The organism is Caballeronia sp. DA-9 (assembly GCF_051615025.1).
In the GTDB taxonomy this organism is placed as follows: domain Bacteria; phylum Pseudomonadota; class Gammaproteobacteria; order Burkholderiales; family Burkholderiaceae; genus Caballeronia; species Caballeronia sordidicola.
On the sequence record NZ_CP195133.1, the window covers coordinates 2,701,905 to 2,720,105 of the forward strand.

Consider the following 18,201-nt stretch of genomic DNA (forward strand, 5'->3'; position numbering starts at 1 on the left):
TCAGCGATAACGCTGAATCACGCCAAAACCGCGCCTTGAAAAAGAAATGGCTGTTTGCGTATGCACGCAAACAGCCATTATCGCACCGTCCCGAAAACCCGCCAAACTACGACCGCGCTGGCAACCTCGCTCGCGGCCTCCGGTTGGCGAGCCGGTAACTTTACTTAGCCGGCTTGACGGCTGCCACTTCCCTGTCTGCTTGCGTACGCGTTGCCTTGATCGATTGCGGCATGTACTTTTGCATCAGGCCGTTCACCACGTCACGACCAACCTGGTCCTGAACCTGGATGAACTTGCGTCCTGTCGGGCTCTTGTAGAACGTCGTCAGGTCGTTGATTTCAGCCGTGGTGTAGTACTTCGCGTAAGCGTCGTACTGAGCTTGCATGGCGTCCTGACGGAACGAGTCCGTGGCGAACACCTGACCTGCCGAGTCAACCAGCTTCGGTACCGTGTCCTTCTGGAGCTGAGGAACTGCCGCTTGTTTCTGCTTGTCGTTCAGCGTCTTGTTTTCGCTCAGAGCGTCGGACAAGATGGCCGGAACCAGTTGCTTCGACTGCATTTGCGCGCTGTTACCAATGGCGCCGACGAGCTTTTGCGCGTCGATTGCATCCAGCAGGCTCTTGATCGCAGCTTGCTTCGCCGGATCCGGAGCCGCTGTAGCCGCAGCCGATGCCGGCGCTGCCGATTGGCTCTGGAGCGATTGAGCCGATGCGAAAGCCGGTACCAAAGCAGCCAGCAAGATCCATTGTTTAAACTGTTTTTGCATCATTACTCCCTTAAAAAATTTTCGTTTCTACTGCTGCGCGAGTCGGCATGTAACGTGGACATGCCTCAAGTTCGCGCAGCTTATAGATTCAAGCTTTCAGAAACAGAACGAGTGCTCGTCACCCAGGCGGCGCTCAGGACGGTGTGTCCTCGCCGCCTTCGGACGTGTCATCGGGACTGTCGCCAGCGTCGCCGGCTGATGGCGTGTCGAGCGAGTCAGACGCATCACCTTCCAGATCCGCGTCGAGTTCGACCGCCACTTCCGCCTCGGCGATGTGCTGCAGGCCGGATAGCTTCGTGCCGTCGTCAAGACTGATGAGTGTAACACCTTGGGTTGCACGGCCCATCTCACGAATCTCCGACACGCGAGTACGAATCAGCACGCCCGTATTGGTGATCAGCATGATCTCGCTCTCCGGCTCCACGAGCGTTGCGGCGACCACCTTGCCGTTACGTTCCGAAGTCTGGATGGCGATCATGCCCTTCGTGCCGCGGCCATGACGCGTGTACTCGCCAATCGGCGTGCGCTTGCCAAACCCGTTCTCGGTCGCGGTCAGTACCGACTGGTTCTCGCCGCCCGCCACCAGCAGCGCAATGACCTGCTGCCCGTCTTCCAGTTGCATGCCGCGCACGCCGCGGGCTTCACGGCCCATGGCGCGGACGTCGTTTTCGTCGAAGCGAACTGCCTTGCCCGAATCCGAGAACAGCATCACGTCATGCTCGCCGTCCGTGATCGCCGCGCCGATCAGGAAGTCGCCCTCATCCAGCCCAACCGCAATGATGCCCTTGCGCAGCGGCCGGCTGAATGCTTCCAGCGGCGTCTTCTTGACCGTACCCAGCGAGGTCGCCATGAAGACGTACTTGTCGGCCGAAAATTCCTTGATCGGCAGCACGACGTTGATCTTCTCGCCGTCCTGCAGCGGAAACATATTGACGATCGGACGGCCGCGCGAGTTCCGCGAACCTTGTGGAACCTCGTACACCTTGATCCAGTAGACACGGCCGCGGTTCGAGAAGCACAGCATGTGATCGTGGGTATTCGCGATGAACAGCGTGTCGATCCAGTCGTCTTCCTTCATCTGCGTGGCCTGCTTGCCGCGCCCGCCGCGCTTTTGCGCCCGATACTCGGAAAGCGGCTGCGACTTCACATAACCGGTGTGCGACATGGTCACGACCATTTCCTGCGGCGTGATCAGGTCTTCTGTGTTCAGTTCCGTGGCGTTCAGTTCAATGCGCGAACGGCGCTCGTCGCCGAATTCGGCGCGAACCGTCGTCAATTCCTCGACGATGATTCCGCGAATCCGCTCCGGCCGCGCGAGGATATCGAGCAAATCGGCGATCTGCGCCATGACGTCCTTGTACTCGCCGACAATCTTGTCCTGCTCGAGCCCCGTCAGGCGTTGCAGGCGCATCTGCAGGATTTCCTGCGCCTGAACGTCCGACAGCTTGTACAGGCCATCCGCCTGCATGCCGTACGCCGGGTTCAAACCTTCCGGCCGATACGCCTGGCGCCCGCCCGACGCTTCGGTTTCCGCGCGCGACAGCATTTCGCGCACGATTTCCGAGTCCCAGGCGTTGTTCATCAAGTCCTGCTTTGCGATCGGCGGAGTCGGCGCGGCCTTGATGATGCGGATGAATTCGTCGATATTCGCGAGCGCCACCGCCAGGCCTTCCAGCACGTGGCCGCGATCCCGCGCCTTGCGCAGTTCGTATACAGTGCGCCGCGTCAGCACTTCCCGCCGATGCGACAGGAAACACTCCAGCATCTGCTTCAGGTTCAAGAGGCGCGGCTGGCCGTCGACCAGCGCGACCATGTTCATGCCGAACGTATCCTGAAGCTGCGTCAGCTTGTACAGGTTGTTCAGCACGACTTCCGGCACTTCGCCGCGCTTCAGCTCGACGACCACGCGCATGCCGCTCTTGTCGGATTCGTCGCGAATGTCCGAGATGCCTTCGATCTTCTTCTCGTTCACGAGCTCGGCGATGCGCTCGAGTAGCGTGCGCTTGTTCACCTGATACGGAATTTCGTCGACGATGATCGCCATGCGCTGGCCGCGATCGATCTCTTCGAAGTGCGTGGTCGCGCGCATCACAACGCGTCCGCGTCCCGTGCGATAACCGTCGCGCACGCCCGAGACGCCGTAGATCACGCCGGCCGTCGGGAAATCCGGCGCGGGCACGATCTCGATCAGTTCGTCGATGGTCGTGTCGGGATTGTTGAGCAGATGCATGCAGGCATCGACGATTTCGCGGAGGTTGTGCGGCGGAATGTTCGTCGCCATGCCCACCGCGATACCGGCCGAGCCATTGATCAGGAGATTTGGAATACGCGCCGGAAGCACTAGCGGCTCGCTTTCGCTGCCGTCGTAGTTCGGACCGAAGTCGACCGTTTCCTTGTCGATATCCGCCAGCAATTCGTGGCCGATCTTCGCCATCCGGATTTCGGTGTATCGCATGGCCGCGGCGTTGTCGCCGTCAACCGAACCGAAATTGCCCTGCCCGTCCACCAGCATGTAGCGCAGCGAAAACGGCTGCGCCATCCGCACGATGGTGTCGTAGACAGACTGGTCGCCGTGCGGATGATATTTACCGATCACGTCGCCGACAATACGCGCCGACTTCTTGTAAGCGCGATTCCAGTCGTTGTTCAGTTCGTGCATGGAATACAGCGCGCGACGGTGAACAGGCTTCAAGCCGTCGCGGACATCGGGGAGCGCTCGCCCCACGATCACGCTCATCGCGTAATCGAGATATGAGCGGCGCATTTCCTCCTCGAGGGAGATTGGCAGGGTCTCTTTGGCGAATTGATCCATTTATCCGTGTCTTGAACTGTGCGGCGCCGGCGCGGAATAAACGTCCCTTTCGCGACGTTTTCCCCTCGATTCACCGGCGTTCAGCATCGGCATTGCGAACGCAACGCATCACGCGATTCTAACATGCGCGACATCCGCGCCCGGCAGTGCTGCGTATATACATATAGTCAGTGAGAAGTCACCGGGCAATGGCGCGGGATCACAGGGAACTTTTTCGACAATTTGAAATACATTCGTAGCGAAAGCTTACAATTTGCTTCACGCAACTATGTGAAAACGTCAGACTAACCGGCTATGATCGCGATTCCCGGGTTTTTGACGCTGCTACCAAGGCGCGAAATACCGTCGAAAAAAATGTATTGATGTTTTGCCAAAAAGTTCCGTCGTGGCACGTATCATGCGCATAAGACGCGCATATCAAACCCTGCTTTTCCCATGCCCCGTCTTGTTGCGCATGCACCACATAAGGTTGCGGGCGTTGGGGGCCCGGGGATATTTTTATCGTTGCAAGGGAACGATATGGCAAAATGCCAACGCACAAAGTTAGACACTGCTCGAAGTCTACACACAGCGTTTTGTTCCGCGGTAATGTTATACTTCGAGCAATGTATGACTTGTCTTTGTCAACAAGGCTCGCAGTAAACCTGCGGTAATCTCAATTTCGAGAGGAGAAATATGAATAAACTTTCAAAGCTCGCGTTCATTGCAGCTACCGCAGTTATGGCTGCATCGGCTATGGCGCAATCGGTCCCGGCTTCACGTCAGGCAGTCAATGACAACTGGGTGAACGGCACGGGCGAATATGTGTGGATGAACGGTACGAACGAGCTTTGCTGGCGCGATGCGTTCTGGACGCCGGCTACGGCAAACGCAAAGTGCGACGGCGCGCTGGTTGCACAAGCACCGACGCCGCCGGCACCGGCTGCTCCGGTTGCTCCGGTCATCCAAAGCCAGAAGGTTACGTATCAAGCTGACGCTCTGTTCGACTTCGACAAGGCAATCCTGAAGCCGGCTGGCAAGGTCAAGCTTGACGATCTCGCTTCGAAGATTGGCGACCTGAACCTGGAAGTCGTGGTCGCGACGGGTTACACCGACCGCATTGGTTCGGACAAGTACAACGATCGTCTGTCGCTGCGTCGTGCGCAAGCTGTCAAGGCATACCTGGTCAGCAAGGGCATCGAAGCCAACCGTATCTATACGGAAGGCAAGGGCAAGCGCAACCCGGTTACCACCGGTTGCAACCAGAAAAACCGCAAGCAACTTATCGCCTGCCTCGCACCGGATCGTCGCGTGGAAGTGGAAGTTGTTGGAACCTCGCGTCAGCCGCAGCAATAAGCGACTGTTTGCCGCAGGATCAAAGCCCCGCTTCGGTGGGGCTTTTTTTATGGGCGCTCGCCGCCCCCGAGCCGGCTGCCCCGTTTTACCCGGTCGCGCCACCGCCTATATACTGGGTGCCTGACCGTTTACGACTTTCGTTTCAAGGCTATGCGCACATGATCAACGCCGATCCCCACGAGCTTCAGAAATTCAGCGAGCTGGCTCACCGCTGGTGGGACCCGAATGCCGAGTTCAAACCGCTGCATGAACTGAATCCCGTGCGCCTCGACTGGATCGACGGCCTCGCCCATCTGCCGGGCAAGCGCGCGCTGGATATCGGCTGTGGCGGTGGAATCCTGTCCGAATCCATGGCGGTACGCGGCGCGAGCGTGAAAGGCGTGGATCTGTCGGCGAGTGCGTTGGGCGTGGCCGACCTGCACAGCCTCGAGAGTGGCGTGGAAGTGGCGTACGAGGAAATCGCGGCGGAAGCGCTCGCCGCGCGTGAACCCGCCACGTATGACATCGTGACGTGCATGGAAATGCTGGAACACGTACCCGATCCCGCTGGAATCGTCCAGGCCTGCGCCACATTGGTGAAACCGGGCGGCTGGGTGTTCTTCTCCACGCTGAACCGGAACGCCAAGGCGTACCTGTTTGCCGTGATTGGCGCAGAGTACATTGCCCGGATGCTGCCGCGCGGCACGCACGACTACGCGCGCTTCATCAAGCCGTCAGAACTTGCGCAACACGTGCGTTCGGCGCAATTGGATATCGTCGAGATCAAGGGGATTACATACCGGCCGCTCTCGAAGCGCTTCGGCCTCTCCGACGACACCAGCATCAATTACATGATGGCTTGCCGGCGCGTGGCATGACGGGAACGAACATGAACGATCGCCCAAAGGACAACTCGAATTCCACAGACGCGGACCCGGTGCAGCCGAACGTCATCGAACCGGTACGGACAGTGATGAGCGACGATCCAACGCCTTATCCCCAGCACGAGAAGGATCGGGACAGGCTGAAACTATGCCAGGCGATCCTGTTCGATCTCGACGGCACGATCGCCGATACCGCGCCCGACCTCGTTGCCGCCGTCAACAAGATGCGCCACGACCGCGGGCTCGAGATGCGGCCGCTGGAAACCTTGCGGCCGCTGGCGTCGGCGGGTGCGCGGGGTCTGCTCGGCGGCGCGTTTGAGATAAGTCCGGAGCATCCGGATTACGCGTCCATGCGCGAGGAATTCCTCGCCAACTACGAAGCGGATTTGTGCATTGAAACCACGCTGTTTCCGGGTATCGATGAACTGCTCGATCAGCTCGATGCCCGCGGCGTGCGCTGGGGCATCGTGACGAATAAGGTGACCCGGCTGGCGGAGCCGCTCGTGGCGTTGCTCGGGCTGGCCGAACGTGCCGCGTGCCTGGTTTGCGGCGATACCACTTCGCACTCCAAGCCTCACCCGGCGCCATTGCTGCACGCCGCCGAGTTGATGGAAGAGAAACCGGAGCAGGTTGTCTACGTGGGCGACGATCTGCGCGATGTCCAGGCGGGTTTTGCGGCCGGCATGGTCACGGTTGCGGCAGCCTACGGATACTGCGGCACGGACTTGCCGCCCACGCGATGGCACGCCGATCATGTGGTGGAAACGACCATCGAACTGCAGGAATTGCTCAGGGACGTGCAATGACTTGCGATGTCTTTCAGGCTCACTGGCGCCGGCGCTATGCGCGAATGGTTCTGTGAGATAATACGCAATGCTTCGGGGGCGACCTGGTTTCGACAGGGGTTGCGAAGCGGCTAGGGCATACCGAGGACCCGTCACCTCGTAAATCAATGGGAAAAACGTAACTGCAAACGACGAAACGTTCGCACTGGCAGCCTAAGGGCCGCCTGCCTCTCCCTAGTTTACTGACGGACTAGAGTCGCAAGACCGGTAGCAATACCGAGAGAGGTCATATACGTCAGATAAGCCTTGTCGGCGTCACGACGCCAAGGTCGAAAATCTAGTGAATCGCCGAAGCGAAGCGTGTTCGTCCGCGTCGCCAGGTTAAATCAAATGATAGAACTAAGTATGTAGAACTGGTCGTAGAGCGCTACTGGACGCGGGTTCGATTCCCGCCGCCTCCACCAATACCGCTTCCGGTTTTCTTGCCGGAAACAAGACCCCGCGTGCCGCAAGGCATGCGGGGTTTTGCATTTCAGGTCCGCACAATCGGCCAACTCCTTCCTCCATGTTCGCTCGGCAACGGAACGTCCCGCCGCTACACTTCAAGCTGCCAGATTCGTCGATTCAGCAGACAAAAATGCCATACGGGGGAATCATGCAAGGAAGCCGTTCCATGCGCAGGTTGGCGGTTGCGTGCGGGTTGCCGTTGTTATCGATCATGCTCTGGGCCATCAGCGCCCTGCTTTCCCCGGTCATGGCCCAGACGCCCGCGCCCGCCGCCGACTGCCACGCCGGTTCGCTCATCACCGTTGTCGCCCATCTTGACGACGACCTGCTTTTCGTCAACCCAGGCATCAGCGACAAGCTCGCCGCCGGCTGGTGCGTGACCACCGTGCACCTGATCGGCGGCGCGAACGGCGCCAACTTCGACTACGTGAAACTCCGCGAGAAAGGCACGCGCCTCGCCTACGCGCGCATGGCCGGCGTGGCCGACGACTGGATTGAATCCACGGTCGATTTCGCCGGCAAACCCGTGCATCAGATGCTGCTCAGACAACAACCGCGCGTGAAGCTGCTCGAAGTCCGCCTGCCCGGCGGCGGCGTGCGTGGCGGGCGCGTGCCGCTTGGATTGCTGTGGGACAAGGGCGAAAGCATCGAAACGTATCCTTTGAACGCCGATGGCTCGAACACGATCAAGTACGACCGCGCCGCGCTGATCGCGAGCGTGCGCGCCATGCTCGCGCCGGCAACCGAGATCTATACGCTCAACCCGGACACCGTCCCGTTCATCGAGCATCCGGATCACATCTACGCCGCGCGCATCACGCGGGTCGCGGCGCAAGGACTCGGCCGCGATATCCCTATCGGCTATCACGTGACATATCCGACCGGCGGCCTGCCCAAGAACCTGAGCGCCGCCGATACCCAAAAGAAACGCGACGACGTGGCGTCGTATTTCGCCATCGACGGCGACGACAACGGCGGCCATGTTTTCGGCGAATATCAGTGGGACGGCAACTGGGTCGCGCGCCGCTACTGGACACGCGCGCACGCGAGCGATCCGGGGCCGGATTTCCAGCCGCGCCCGATGCAGATCGTCAATGAATATTCGAGCCAGTGCGTGACGTCGGCGGGCGCGGGCGCCGCGCCCGCCCTCGCCGCTTGCACGGGCGCAAAGACGCAGGACTGGCACTGGCAAGAGGTATCGGCGGCGCCGGGAACCAAGAACACGGCGCAACTCGTCGATGAAACCACGCGTCAATGTGTCGCCGAACGCGACGGCGGCTTGATCGAGGAAGCGTGCTCGCCGCCGGATTCCGCCGATGCCGCCCAGAAGTGGACACCCTGGGATTTCGGCTATGTGTACACGCCTCTTGGCCATTGTCTTGCCGCCCGCAATGGCGCGCTCGCGGCGGGCGGGTGCTCGTCGCTCACGGCCGAGTCGCGCTGGGCGCCATCGGCGCGAACGCAATGGACCGATAACCGCGAGGAAGGCGCGCTGTTCGGCGACGTGCGCGGCGACACGGTGGACGGCGGCGTGGACGAGCGCCGCCCGAGCGCGGTCTATGTGCAACGTCGCAAGGACGGGCCGGGCTTCAACGTTTGGGTCGCGGACATGTCGCGGCTGGAAACAGCGGAGCCCTGGTATCTGAACGCCGTGCCCTTCGACCCGCGCGCCACCGCGCCCACCTGCACGGCGAACACGCTGTGCTTCGACAGCGTGCGTTTCCTGCTCGGCGACTTCGATGGCGACGGCCGAGACGACCTGATGGTGATCTCGCCGCGCAACGGCGGCACGGCGTTCTGGCTCATGCGCAGCACAGGCACGCGCTTCGAGGCGCCACGGCTCTGGTATCAGACGAGCACGGCATGGAAGCCCGCAAATGCACAGCAATATGTAGCGGGCAATTTCACGGGAAGCGGACGCGCCGACGTCATGATCGCGCATAAACGCGGCGATGGCGGACTGAACCTGTGGCTGCTGGCGAGCACAGGCAAAACTGGCCGCGCGCCCGCATTATGGATGCAGGCAAGCGGCATTAGCGCAAGCGCACGTTTCCTGCCGGTTCATACGGCGGGCACGTCGCGAGCCGGTCTTGTCGCGCTTGAAAATGTGGATGGCGCGATCGCGCTCACGCAATTGACGAGCTCCGGCAGCGCGTTCGAGGGTGCGTTGCGCGGCAATACGTATCCGCAGTTTTCATCGGCGATGACGAAGGTCGCGGCCGGCGATATAGACGGCGACGGAACCGATGACCTCGTCATGCTGCAGCCGCGCGGCGATGGCCCTGATATCGATGTCTGGACGATCCGGCGCGGGGCCACGCTCGCCACGCCGGTGCTTGCCGGGACGCTGAAGGAATCGTCGTATGCGGACGCGCTGCCGCATATTGTGCAGCGTGATCGTCAGGCGACGCTGGTGCTGTTCAAGCGCGCCAACGCGAAGCTCGGACCGTTCTATTACACGGGCGGTGCGCCAATGTTGATTGGCTATGACTTCGACACCACACGTAAGCTCGGCGCGGCGCAAATCTGGAGCGAGATGCCCGGGCTCTTTTCCGAGTCGCTGTGGCTGAGGAATCTGTCGCAGTGAACTCGCGGTAAAGCTGTCCCGCCAATAAAAAAGCGCGCCGCCGATAGCCCCCGGCGGCGCGCTTGTTAGTACCAGCAAATCAACCCATCCGCACCTGCAGATTCAGCACGTCCGACGCAATCGCGAGATACCGGTCAGCCGTGCTTTGCAACGTCAGCCCATTCAGCGGACGCGTTGCCCGCGGCTGAGAAAGCGCGGCGAGCAGCGCGCGGCCGTACGCATCGGCGTCGCTGGTATCGAGCAGCGCGACGCCCGCAAAAGCATCGGCGAACGCAAACGACGGAATCGCGTTCCCAACCACAGGAATGCCGGAAGCCAGCGCCTCAAGAAACCCGATGCTATGCGCCTCGAAACTGGAAGGCATGGCGAACGCACGCGACTCGCGCAGGATTTCGGCCACGTTGTTCTGCGGTCCCGCGATCACCACGCGATCGTTCAGGCCGAGTTCATCGACAAGCTTCACGATCGCCGCGTGATACGCCAGATTCTCGATCACGCCGCACAGCAGCAGGCGCACATCGGGATCGACTGCCGCCACGCGCGCGAATGCCTGCACCGTCTGCAACTGATTCTTCTCGGGGATATAACGCCCGATCTGGACGATCTGCCGGATTCCGGTGGACGGCAGCGGTTCGCTTGCATGCGTGAAACGCGAAATATCGACGCCATTAGGCACCACGATCATGGAGGGATGAGAACCGACTTCCTTCACGTAATCATCGATATTCTTCTGCGACACGCCAATCACCGCTTTTGCACGCCCCGACAACAAGCGCTCTGCAATCAGCAGCGCGTTGTTTGCGAAGTCATTGGCGCCAGAGTGCATGACCCAAACAATAGGCACGCGCGTGGGCAACGCGCGAACATACAGCGCGGGAATGGTGGCGTGGGCGAAAATGATGTCGGGTTTGAAGCGGCGAATGGCGCGATGCAGGAACAACAAGCGGCCGAGCTTGCCGAGCGATCGCTGAGGGAACAGACACAGGACATTGTTCGCGCGCAACTCGGCGCTGATGTGCTCGAAATCGTCGTGTTCCGGCATCAACGAAGTGATGCAAACATCGTGACCGCCTTGCTGGTGTCCGATCGCCACGCCCTTTGCCAATACCTCGGCCCCCGATAAACGGGGTGCAAGAACGACTTGAAGAATTCTCATTTGGCTGTCTTCCCCTCGCCTCTCTAAAGCGTTCTTCCTGCCCATCCGCCGGATGGACTGTGTCCGTCAGAGTGACCTTCCCAGCACGCTTTCTATCGCGCGCGGCCACTCAGCCGGCTCGCTTCATTGTTTTTTATGAAAGTTAAGTGTTCCGATCACTGAAGACCGTTCAACGCACGCAACGATAAGATACCCGAGCGCATGCCGTGCACGCCGCCATCAAGTAGCATTAATCGGTCGGTAATGAGTGGTAGCAGACGCTAAGACAAATGAAGCGTCGAGTCGGCGCCGACCCGAAGAGAAATCGCGGAATGGAAACAGGGTTAACACTGGGGTTCCAGCCTTGGCGTGAACCTGGCGGCCGGAAGCAAGCACAAGACATACGCCGCACACGTAATTCGCTATCCATGCCACAAGCGAAACCGTGTGCGTCTGAAGGTGCGCGTTATGCTTTGGTTACTTACTACGGGTTACTCGCCATCCTTCGGGCATTGCAGGTTGCAGCCGTTCGGATCGCCCAGATCACCGCGCCGGCGCTTGGCGGTCACATTGTTCTGGTACTTGTCGGAAGGCGCGGACGCAGCGAACTGCAACTGCGGATGTTCCTTCAGCCTGAACTGATCCTGCAGGATACCGCCCGGAATACCCGGCGAATTCTGTGCAAACGCAACGGGCACGAAGGCGACGGCGCCAGCAATAAATGCGATCAACGCGGCAATACTCAAAAGCAATTTCATGGCAGCAGTACGGTCAGTAAGCGGATCCCTGAGCGGGTCAATAATCGAGTCTGTGAGAAAGAGTTCGATTAAACGTTCGGCCTGATGTTCCTGCTGGCCTGCGAGGAGACACCGGAGCGCGAACCCCGATTCTAAACGCAAGCTCCGCAATCGGCCCGTTGCGCGGGCTTCGGGGATGTATCGGTGTATTACATTGGCTTACAACGTACGGGTTTCGCTCGCGCCGCCAAGCGCCGCTTCCACGTCGAGCAGTTCGCCACAATGCAACGGATCGTAGCCTTCGAGATGCGCCACGCTGCCCTTGAACGCGGCGCTGCGCAGGACGTCGAGCACGCCGGCAAGCTGGGTATCGTCGAGCTTGTCGCGGTCGCAGGCGAACAGATAATCCTCGTCGATGATCGGAATGAAATCGAGTGCGAACTGCTGCGCCGCCGGCTGCACGCCGAAGCCGAGATCGGCCATGCCGCTCGCGACAAACGCGGCAATCGCCGAATGCGTCAGTTCGGCCGTGGCATAACCGTTGATGGTCGCGGGATTCACGCCAATCTTGCGCAGCGCCAGGTCCAGCAACATGCGCGTGCCCGAACCGGGCTGGCGATTGACGAAGCGGATGTCGTCGCGCGCAAGGTCGCGCAACCCGCGTATGCCTTTTGGATTGCCCTTGGCCAGGAAAAGCCCCTGCGTGCGTCGCGTCAAGTGAATCAGCCTGTGCCGCCCCGCGTCCAGCCACGGCCGATAAATTTCCCCGCACGCCTCGCGAAACTCGCCAATCGGCAAATGAAAACCCGCGAGTTCGCACTCGCCGCGCGCCAATGCACTCACGGCTTCGGCGCTTTCGCGGTATTTGATATCAGCGGGAATTCGCTTTTCGGCCAGCGCGCCAACGAGCGCGGCAACCGCATAACCATGCGACGCGTGAATCCGGATCTCGGTGACCGTGCGCGATAAACGCCGGTTCAACTCACCGGCTACCTCGCTCGCTACAGCCTGAAGCGGACCATCGAGCCGTTCGTTCGACAAGCGCTGCGCCCGCAACACAGCCTCGCCCAACTCCGACAACACCGACCCGCGCCCGCGCGACTTGGTGATCAGCGCGCCGCCCAGCCGCGTCTCGATTTCGCGCAACAGGCCCCATGCGTGCCGATAGGATAAACCCTTAGCCGACGCGGCTTGCGCGATGCTTCCAGTCTGGGAAACGAGCAATAAAAGCGGCACAGCCGCGCTGAGACTGGCTTCGCGGCCTGCCGCATCGCGCAAGACGAGTTCGGTTCGGCATTCGACGTCGATCATATGCAGTTGTTGTTCCTATTGCCATCGACTGGATAGCCTCGTATCTTGCATATCAGAGGCTCGGTAAAGCGATTATAAGACCGATATATGCATTTATAAAACATATGCCGAGCGATGGAGACTTTCCCACATGATCCAGATTGCCAGCAGTCACCAGAATGACCCCGCGCTCACGCCAGACGAGCGCGTCGCACGCCATTTGAAACCGGGCGCGTCGCTGATCGCCGTGCTTCACGCGATTCAGGACGAGGCAGGCTATGTTCCAGCCGATGTCATCGGCCCGCTTGCACAGGCGATGTCGCTTTCGCGCGCCGAAGTGCATGGCGTGATCACCTACTATCACCACTTCCGCTCGGAACCGCCCGCGCGCGTGACCGTGCAGCTTTGCCGCGCCGAAGCATGCAAGAGCATGGGAACCGAGGCGCTGGCGGCGCATATCGAAGGACATACGGACTGCAAGTTCGATTCCGGCCATCACACGGATACCGAACTGGAGACGGTGTATTGCCTCGGACAATGCGCGTTGTCGCCGGCCATGACGATCAATGGCGAGTTGTACGCCCGCGTCACGCCGCAAAAGTTCGACCGGCTGTATGAAGAGGCGCGCGTCCAGTCGAGCGCGGAGGATCTGGTATGACACGCATCTACGTCCCTTGCGATTCGTCGGCGTTGGCGCTCGGCGCAAATCGCGTCGCGCTGGCTATTGCTGCCGAAGCCGATAAACGCGGCATTGAAATCGAAGTCGTGCGCAACGGCTCGCGCGGCATGTTGTGGCTCGAACCGCTCGTTGAAGTGGAGACGGCGGAAGGCCGTATCGGCTATTCGAATGTCGATGAAGACGATGTCGCCGCGCTTTTCGATGGCGGTTTTGTGAATGGCGGCTTGCATGAAAAAAGCGTCGGCGTGGTCGACACCATGCCGTGGCTTGCCAAGCAGCAGCGCCTGACGTTCGCACGCATTGGCATCACGGACCCGCTTTCCACCGATGACTATGTCGCCCACGGCGGCCTGGAAGGTCTGCGAAAAGCGCTGGAAACCGATGGCGACGCAGCCTGCGAAGCACTGCTTGAATCGGGCTTGCGTGGACGCGGCGGCGCGGCGTTCCCGGCAGGCATCAAGTGGCGCACGGTGCGCGCGGCCCAGGCGCCGCAAAAATACGTTGTGTGCAACGCCGACGAAGGCGATTCCGGCACGTTCTCCGACCGGCTGGTCATGGAAAGCGATCCGTACATGTTGATCGAAGGAATGATCATCGCGGGGATCGTGACGAACGCCACGAAGGGATACATCTACGTGCGCAGCGAATATCCGCATGCGATCACGACGCTGAACCGCGCAATCGAGCGCGCGCGTGAGGCCGGTTGGCTGGGCGAGAACGTGCTCGGCAGCGGCAAGGTCTTCGAGCTCGAAGTCGCCAAGGGCGCGGGTTCATACGTGTGCGGTGAAGAAACGGCGCTGCTCGAATCGCTTGAGGGCAAACGCGGCGTGGTGCGCGCAAAGCCGCCAGTGCCCGCGCTGGTCGGTTTGTTCGGCCAGCCGACAGTAATCAACAACGTCATCACGCTCGCGACCGTGCCCATCATTTTCGCAAAAGGCGCGGCGTTTTATCGCGACTTCGGCATGGGCCGCTCACGCGGCACGCTGCCTTTCCAGATTGCCGGCAACGTGAAGCAAGGCGGCCTGGTGGAACTCGCGTTCGGCGTCACGCTGCGCGAACTGATCTATGAATACGGCGGCGGCACGGCGAGCGGCCGGCCGGCGCGCGCGGTGCAGGTCGGCGGTCCGCTCGGCACGTATTTGCCCGAAAGCCAGTGGGACATCCCCATGGACTATGAAGCGTACGCGGCGGTCGGCGCGGTGGTCGGGCACGGCGGCATCGTGATCCACGACGACACCTCCAACCTCGCCGATCTCGCCCAATACGCCATGCACTTTTGCGCGGTCGAATCCTGCGGCAAATGCACGCCCTGCCGGATCGGTTCAACGCGCGGCGTTGAAGTCATCGCGAAGATTCGCGACGGCGATACATCGCCGAAACAGGTCACGCTGCTGCGCGAACTGTGCGACACCATGCTCGGCGGATCGCTTTGCGCGATGGGCGGCATGACGCCTTATCCGGTGATGTCCGCACTCGATCATTTCCCCGAAGACTTCGGTCTCTCGCGTAAGCCGTCGCAGAAAGCGGCTTAAAAGAAGGAGCACACACATGTCCAGTTCTTCCTGCGGTTCCGGCAATTGCGCCTGCAAGACCAAGCTGCGCGATCCCTTCGACGATACCGACTACGGCACGCCGCTGCGTCATGCGGATATTGACGTGACACTCGATATCGACGGCCAGTCGGTCACGGTTCCTGCCGGGACGTCGGTGATGCGAGCCGCTATTGAAGCCGGTGTAAACGTGCCGAAACTCTGCGCGACGGATTCGCTCGAGCCTTTCGGTTCGTGCCGTCTATGCCTGGTCGAGATTGAAGGCAAGCGCGGTTATCCGGCGTCGTGCACAACGCCCGTTGAAGCGGGCATGAAAGTGCGCACACAAACGGACAAGCTGCAGTCGCTGCGCAAGAACGTGATGGAGCTGTACATCTCCGATCACCCGCTCGATTGCCTGACCTGCCCCGCCAACGGCGATTGCGAACTGCAGGACATGGCCGGCGTGGTTGGCCTGCGCGAAGTTCGATATGGCTATGAAGGCGCAAACCACCTGAAGGACAAGAAGGACGAATCGAATCCGTATTTCACGTATGACGCGTCGAAATGCATCGTGTGTAATCGCTGCGTGCGCGCGTGCGAGGAAACGCAAGGCACGTTCGCGCTGACTATCGCGGGACGCGGCTTCGAGTCGCGCGTGGCCGCGAGCGAAAACCAGCCGTTCATGGAGTCGGAATGCGTGTCGTGCGGCGCGTGCGTGGCTGCGTGCCCGACCGCGACGCTGCAGGAAAAGAGCGTGATCATGCTCGGCCAGCCCGAGCATTCGGTCACGACTACCTGCGCGTATTGCGGCGTTGGCTGCTCGCTGAAAGCGGAGATGAAAGGCAGTCAGGTCGTGCGCATGGTGCCAAACAAGAACGGCCAGGCCAACGATGGTCACGCGTGCGTCAAGGGCCGCTTTGCGTGGGGTTACGCCACGCACAAGGACCGCATTACCAAGCCGATGATCCGCGCGAAGATCACCGATCCGTGGCGCGAAGTGACCTGGGAAGAAGCGCTTTCGTATGCGGCGAGCGAGTTCCGCCGCATTCAGGACAAGTACGGCGTGGATTCGATTGGCGGGATTACGTCGTCACGATGCACGAACGAGGAAACCTACCTTGTGCAGAAACTCGTGCGCGCGGCATTCGGCAATAACAACGTCGATACCTGCGCCCGCGTTTGCCATTCGCCAACGGGTTATGGCCTGAAGACGACGCTGGGTGAATCGGCGGGAACGCAGACTTTTGCATCCGTCGAAAAGGCCGACGTAATCATGGTGATCGGTGCGAATCCAACCGATGGTCACCCGGTGTTCGCATCGCGCCTGAAGCGCCGCGTGCGTGAAGGCGCGCAACTGCTCGTGGTGGACCCACGCCGTATCGATATTGTTAACACGCCGCATGTGAAGGCGTCGCATCATCTGGCGCTGCGTCCAGGCACGAACGTGGCGATGGTCAATTCGCTCGCCCACGTGATCGTCACCGAAGGGCTCGTGGACGAAGCGTTTGTTGCCGAGCGCTGCGAAGCGCGTGCATTCCAGCAATGGCGCGACTTTGTGTCGGCGGAAGAAAATTCGCCCGAAGCCATGGAAGCCATCACCGGCGTTCCGGCCCAATCCGTGCGCGAAGCGGCGCGCATCTATGCGAACGCGGCCAACGGCGCGATCTACTACGGCCTCGGCGTGACGGAACATGCGCAAGGCTCGACGACCGTCATGGGTATCGCGAACCTCGCGATGGCGACGGGCAACATCGGCCGCGAAGGTGTGGGCGTGAATCCGCTGCGTGGCCAGAACAACGTGCAGGGTTCATGCGACATGGGTTCGTTCCCGCACGAGTTGCCGGGCTATCGCCATATTGGCGACGCGGCCGTGCGCGCATTGTTCGAAGAAGCGTGGAGCGTGAAGCTGCAGTCGGAACCGGGCCTGCGCATTCCAAACATGTTCGATGCCGCCGTTCACGGCAGCTTCCTCGGCCTTTATTGCCAGGGCGAGGACATCGTCCAGTCGGACCCGAACACGCAGCATGTGTCGAAGGCGTTGTCGTCGATGGAATGTATTGTCGTGCAGGATATTTTCCTGAACGAAACCGCCAAGTACGCGCACGTGTTCCTGCCAGGTTCGTCGTTCCTCGAAAAGGACGGCACGTTCACGAACGCGGAACGCCGCATCTCGCGCGTGCGCAAGGTCATGCCGCCGCTGCCGGGTCTCGCCGACTGGGAAGTGACGATCAAGCTGGCGCGCGCGCTGGGTTATGAAATGGGCTACACGCATCCGTCGCAGATCATGGACGAGATCGCAAGCCTTACGCCCACGTTCACGGGTGTGTCCTACAAGCGTCTCGATGAGCTTGGCAGCATCCAGTGGCCATGCAATGCGCAGGCGCCGGACGGCACGCCGACCATGCATATCGATGAATTCGTGCGCGGCAAGGGCCACTTCGTGATCACGAAGTTCATTGCGACGCCGGAGAAGGTCACGCGCAAATATCCACTGTTGCTGACCACGGGGCGGATTTTGTCGCAGTACAACGTGGGCGCGCAGACGCGGCGCACGGAGAACTCGCGCTGGCACGACGAAGACCGGCTGGAGATTCATCCGCACGACGCCGAGGAACGCGGTATCAAGGCGGACGACTGGGTGGGCATTGAATCGCGTGCGGGGCAGACCGTGCTGCGCGCGAAGATCACCGAGCGCATGCAGCCGGGCGTGGTGTATACGACCTTCCATTTCCCGGAATCCGGCGCGAACGTGATCACGACCGATTCTTCCGATTGGGCCACGAACTGTCCGGAGTACAAGGTGACAGCGGTGCAGGTGATGCCGGTTGAGCAGCCGTCGCAATGGCAGAAGGATTATTCGGCGTTCAATGTTCAGCAGCTCGAGTTCCTGAACTTGCGCGAGTTGCCGGTCACATCGGGGAAATAATCATGGATGTGAACAGCCTGGTGGAAATGGCGAATCAGATTGGCGAATTCTTCGACTCGATGCCGGATCACGAGGAAGCGGTCGATGGCATCGCCAATCACATTCACAAGTTCTGGGCGCCGCGCATGCGGATCGCGCTGCTTAACGGACTGGACGATGCGGAGGTTAGCGGGCGGCTTGAGCCGATCGTGCTGAAGGCGTTGACCAAGCATCGGGAGGCGTTGACGCCGGCGGTGACAGCTTGATC

At 60.7% G+C, this 18,201-nt stretch carries 13 protein-coding genes and 1 other RNA gene; 9 read left to right on the plus strand and 5 right to left on the minus strand.

What is annotated here, in order from left to right; genetic code table 11:
• Positions 1-160: 160 nt before the first annotated feature.
• Together ACRWA7_RS28670 and gyrA are read right to left on the minus strand one after the other, a co-directional pair.
• Positions 161-766 (minus strand): DUF2059 domain-containing protein, encoded by a 606-nt coding sequence (locus ACRWA7_RS28670; RefSeq protein ID WP_060856161.1) that lies wholly within the window; start codon positions 764-766, stop codon positions 161-163.
• A gap of 133 nt (positions 767-899) precedes the next feature.
• Complete coding sequence (gyrA, locus tag ACRWA7_RS28675; protein WP_060856097.1) at positions 900-3,578, minus strand: DNA gyrase subunit A; 2,679 nt, start codon at positions 3,576-3,578, stop codon at positions 900-902.
• Positions 3,579-4,253: 675 nt separating this feature from the next.
• Between gyrA and ompA the strand changes: the two genes are divergently transcribed.
• From ompA to ACRWA7_RS28700, 5 genes are all read left to right on the plus strand, one after another.
• Positions 4,254-4,913: an outer membrane protein OmpA gene (ompA, locus tag ACRWA7_RS28680; RefSeq protein ID WP_060856098.1), complete on the plus strand. Its 660-nt coding sequence runs from the start codon at positions 4,254-4,256 to the stop codon at positions 4,911-4,913.
• Positions 4,914-5,071: 158 nt separating this feature from the next.
• Entirely contained in the window at positions 5,072-5,770 is a 699-nt protein-coding gene (gene ubiG, locus ACRWA7_RS28685; RefSeq protein ID WP_060856099.1) for a bifunctional 2-polyprenyl-6-hydroxyphenol methylase/3-demethylubiquinol 3-O-methyltransferase UbiG, read from the plus strand.
• A 95-nt stretch (positions 5,771-5,865) separates the two neighbouring features.
• Entirely contained in the window at positions 5,866-6,582 is a 717-nt protein-coding gene (gph, locus tag ACRWA7_RS28690) for a phosphoglycolate phosphatase (protein ID WP_438396815.1), read from the plus strand.
• 74 nt (positions 6,583-6,656) lie between these two features.
• Positions 6,657-7,025, plus strand: a transfer-messenger RNA (tmRNA) gene (gene ssrA / locus ACRWA7_RS28695).
• Between the two features lie 209 nt (positions 7,026-7,234).
• Positions 7,235-9,655, plus strand: a complete 2,421-nt coding sequence (locus tag ACRWA7_RS28700) for an FG-GAP-like repeat-containing protein (protein ID WP_438393820.1) — start codon at positions 7,235-7,237, stop codon at positions 9,653-9,655.
• Between the two features lie 79 nt (positions 9,656-9,734).
• On the opposite strand, the gene ACRWA7_RS28705 is transcribed toward ACRWA7_RS28700, so the two are convergent.
• From ACRWA7_RS28705 to ACRWA7_RS28715, 3 genes are all read right to left on the minus strand, one after another.
• On the minus strand, positions 9,735-10,811 hold the full coding sequence (locus ACRWA7_RS28705; RefSeq protein WP_060856100.1) for a glycosyltransferase family 4 protein: 1,077 nt from the start codon (positions 10,809-10,811) through the stop codon (positions 9,735-9,737).
• A gap of 470 nt (positions 10,812-11,281) precedes the next feature.
• A complete protein-coding gene (locus ACRWA7_RS28710) occupies positions 11,282-11,548 on the minus strand; it encodes a hypothetical protein (protein ID WP_060856101.1) in 267 nt (88 codons plus the stop codon).
• Positions 11,549-11,746: 198 nt separating this feature from the next.
• Positions 11,747-12,838, minus strand: coding sequence for a substrate-binding domain-containing protein (locus ACRWA7_RS28715; RefSeq protein ID WP_060856102.1), 1,092 nt, complete (start codon positions 12,836-12,838; stop codon positions 11,747-11,749).
• A 130-nt stretch (positions 12,839-12,968) separates the two neighbouring features.
• Here ACRWA7_RS28715 and ACRWA7_RS28720 point away from each other — a divergent pair, with 130 nt between their 5' ends.
• Genes ACRWA7_RS28720 through ACRWA7_RS28735 form a run of 4 tightly spaced genes read left to right on the plus strand, consistent with a single transcriptional unit; the run spans position 12,969 to position 18,199 of the window.
• Positions 12,969-13,475, plus strand: a complete 507-nt coding sequence (locus tag ACRWA7_RS28720) for an NAD(P)H-dependent oxidoreductase subunit E (RefSeq protein ID WP_438393822.1) — start codon at positions 12,969-12,971, stop codon at positions 13,473-13,475.
• Positions 13,472-15,028, plus strand: coding sequence for a formate dehydrogenase beta subunit (locus ACRWA7_RS28725; protein ID WP_438393824.1), 1,557 nt, complete (start codon positions 13,472-13,474; stop codon positions 15,026-15,028). Before ACRWA7_RS28720 ends, ACRWA7_RS28725 begins: the two co-directional genes overlap by 4 nt.
• A gap of 16 nt (positions 15,029-15,044) precedes the next feature.
• Complete coding sequence (gene fdhF, locus ACRWA7_RS28730; protein WP_060856105.1) at positions 15,045-17,954, plus strand: formate dehydrogenase subunit alpha; 2,910 nt, start codon at positions 15,045-15,047, stop codon at positions 17,952-17,954.
• 2 nt (positions 17,955-17,956) lie between these two features.
• Positions 17,957-18,199 (plus strand): formate dehydrogenase subunit delta, encoded by a 243-nt coding sequence (locus ACRWA7_RS28735; RefSeq protein WP_060856106.1) that lies wholly within the window; start codon positions 17,957-17,959, stop codon positions 18,197-18,199.
• Positions 18,200-18,201: the final 2 nt, after the last annotated feature.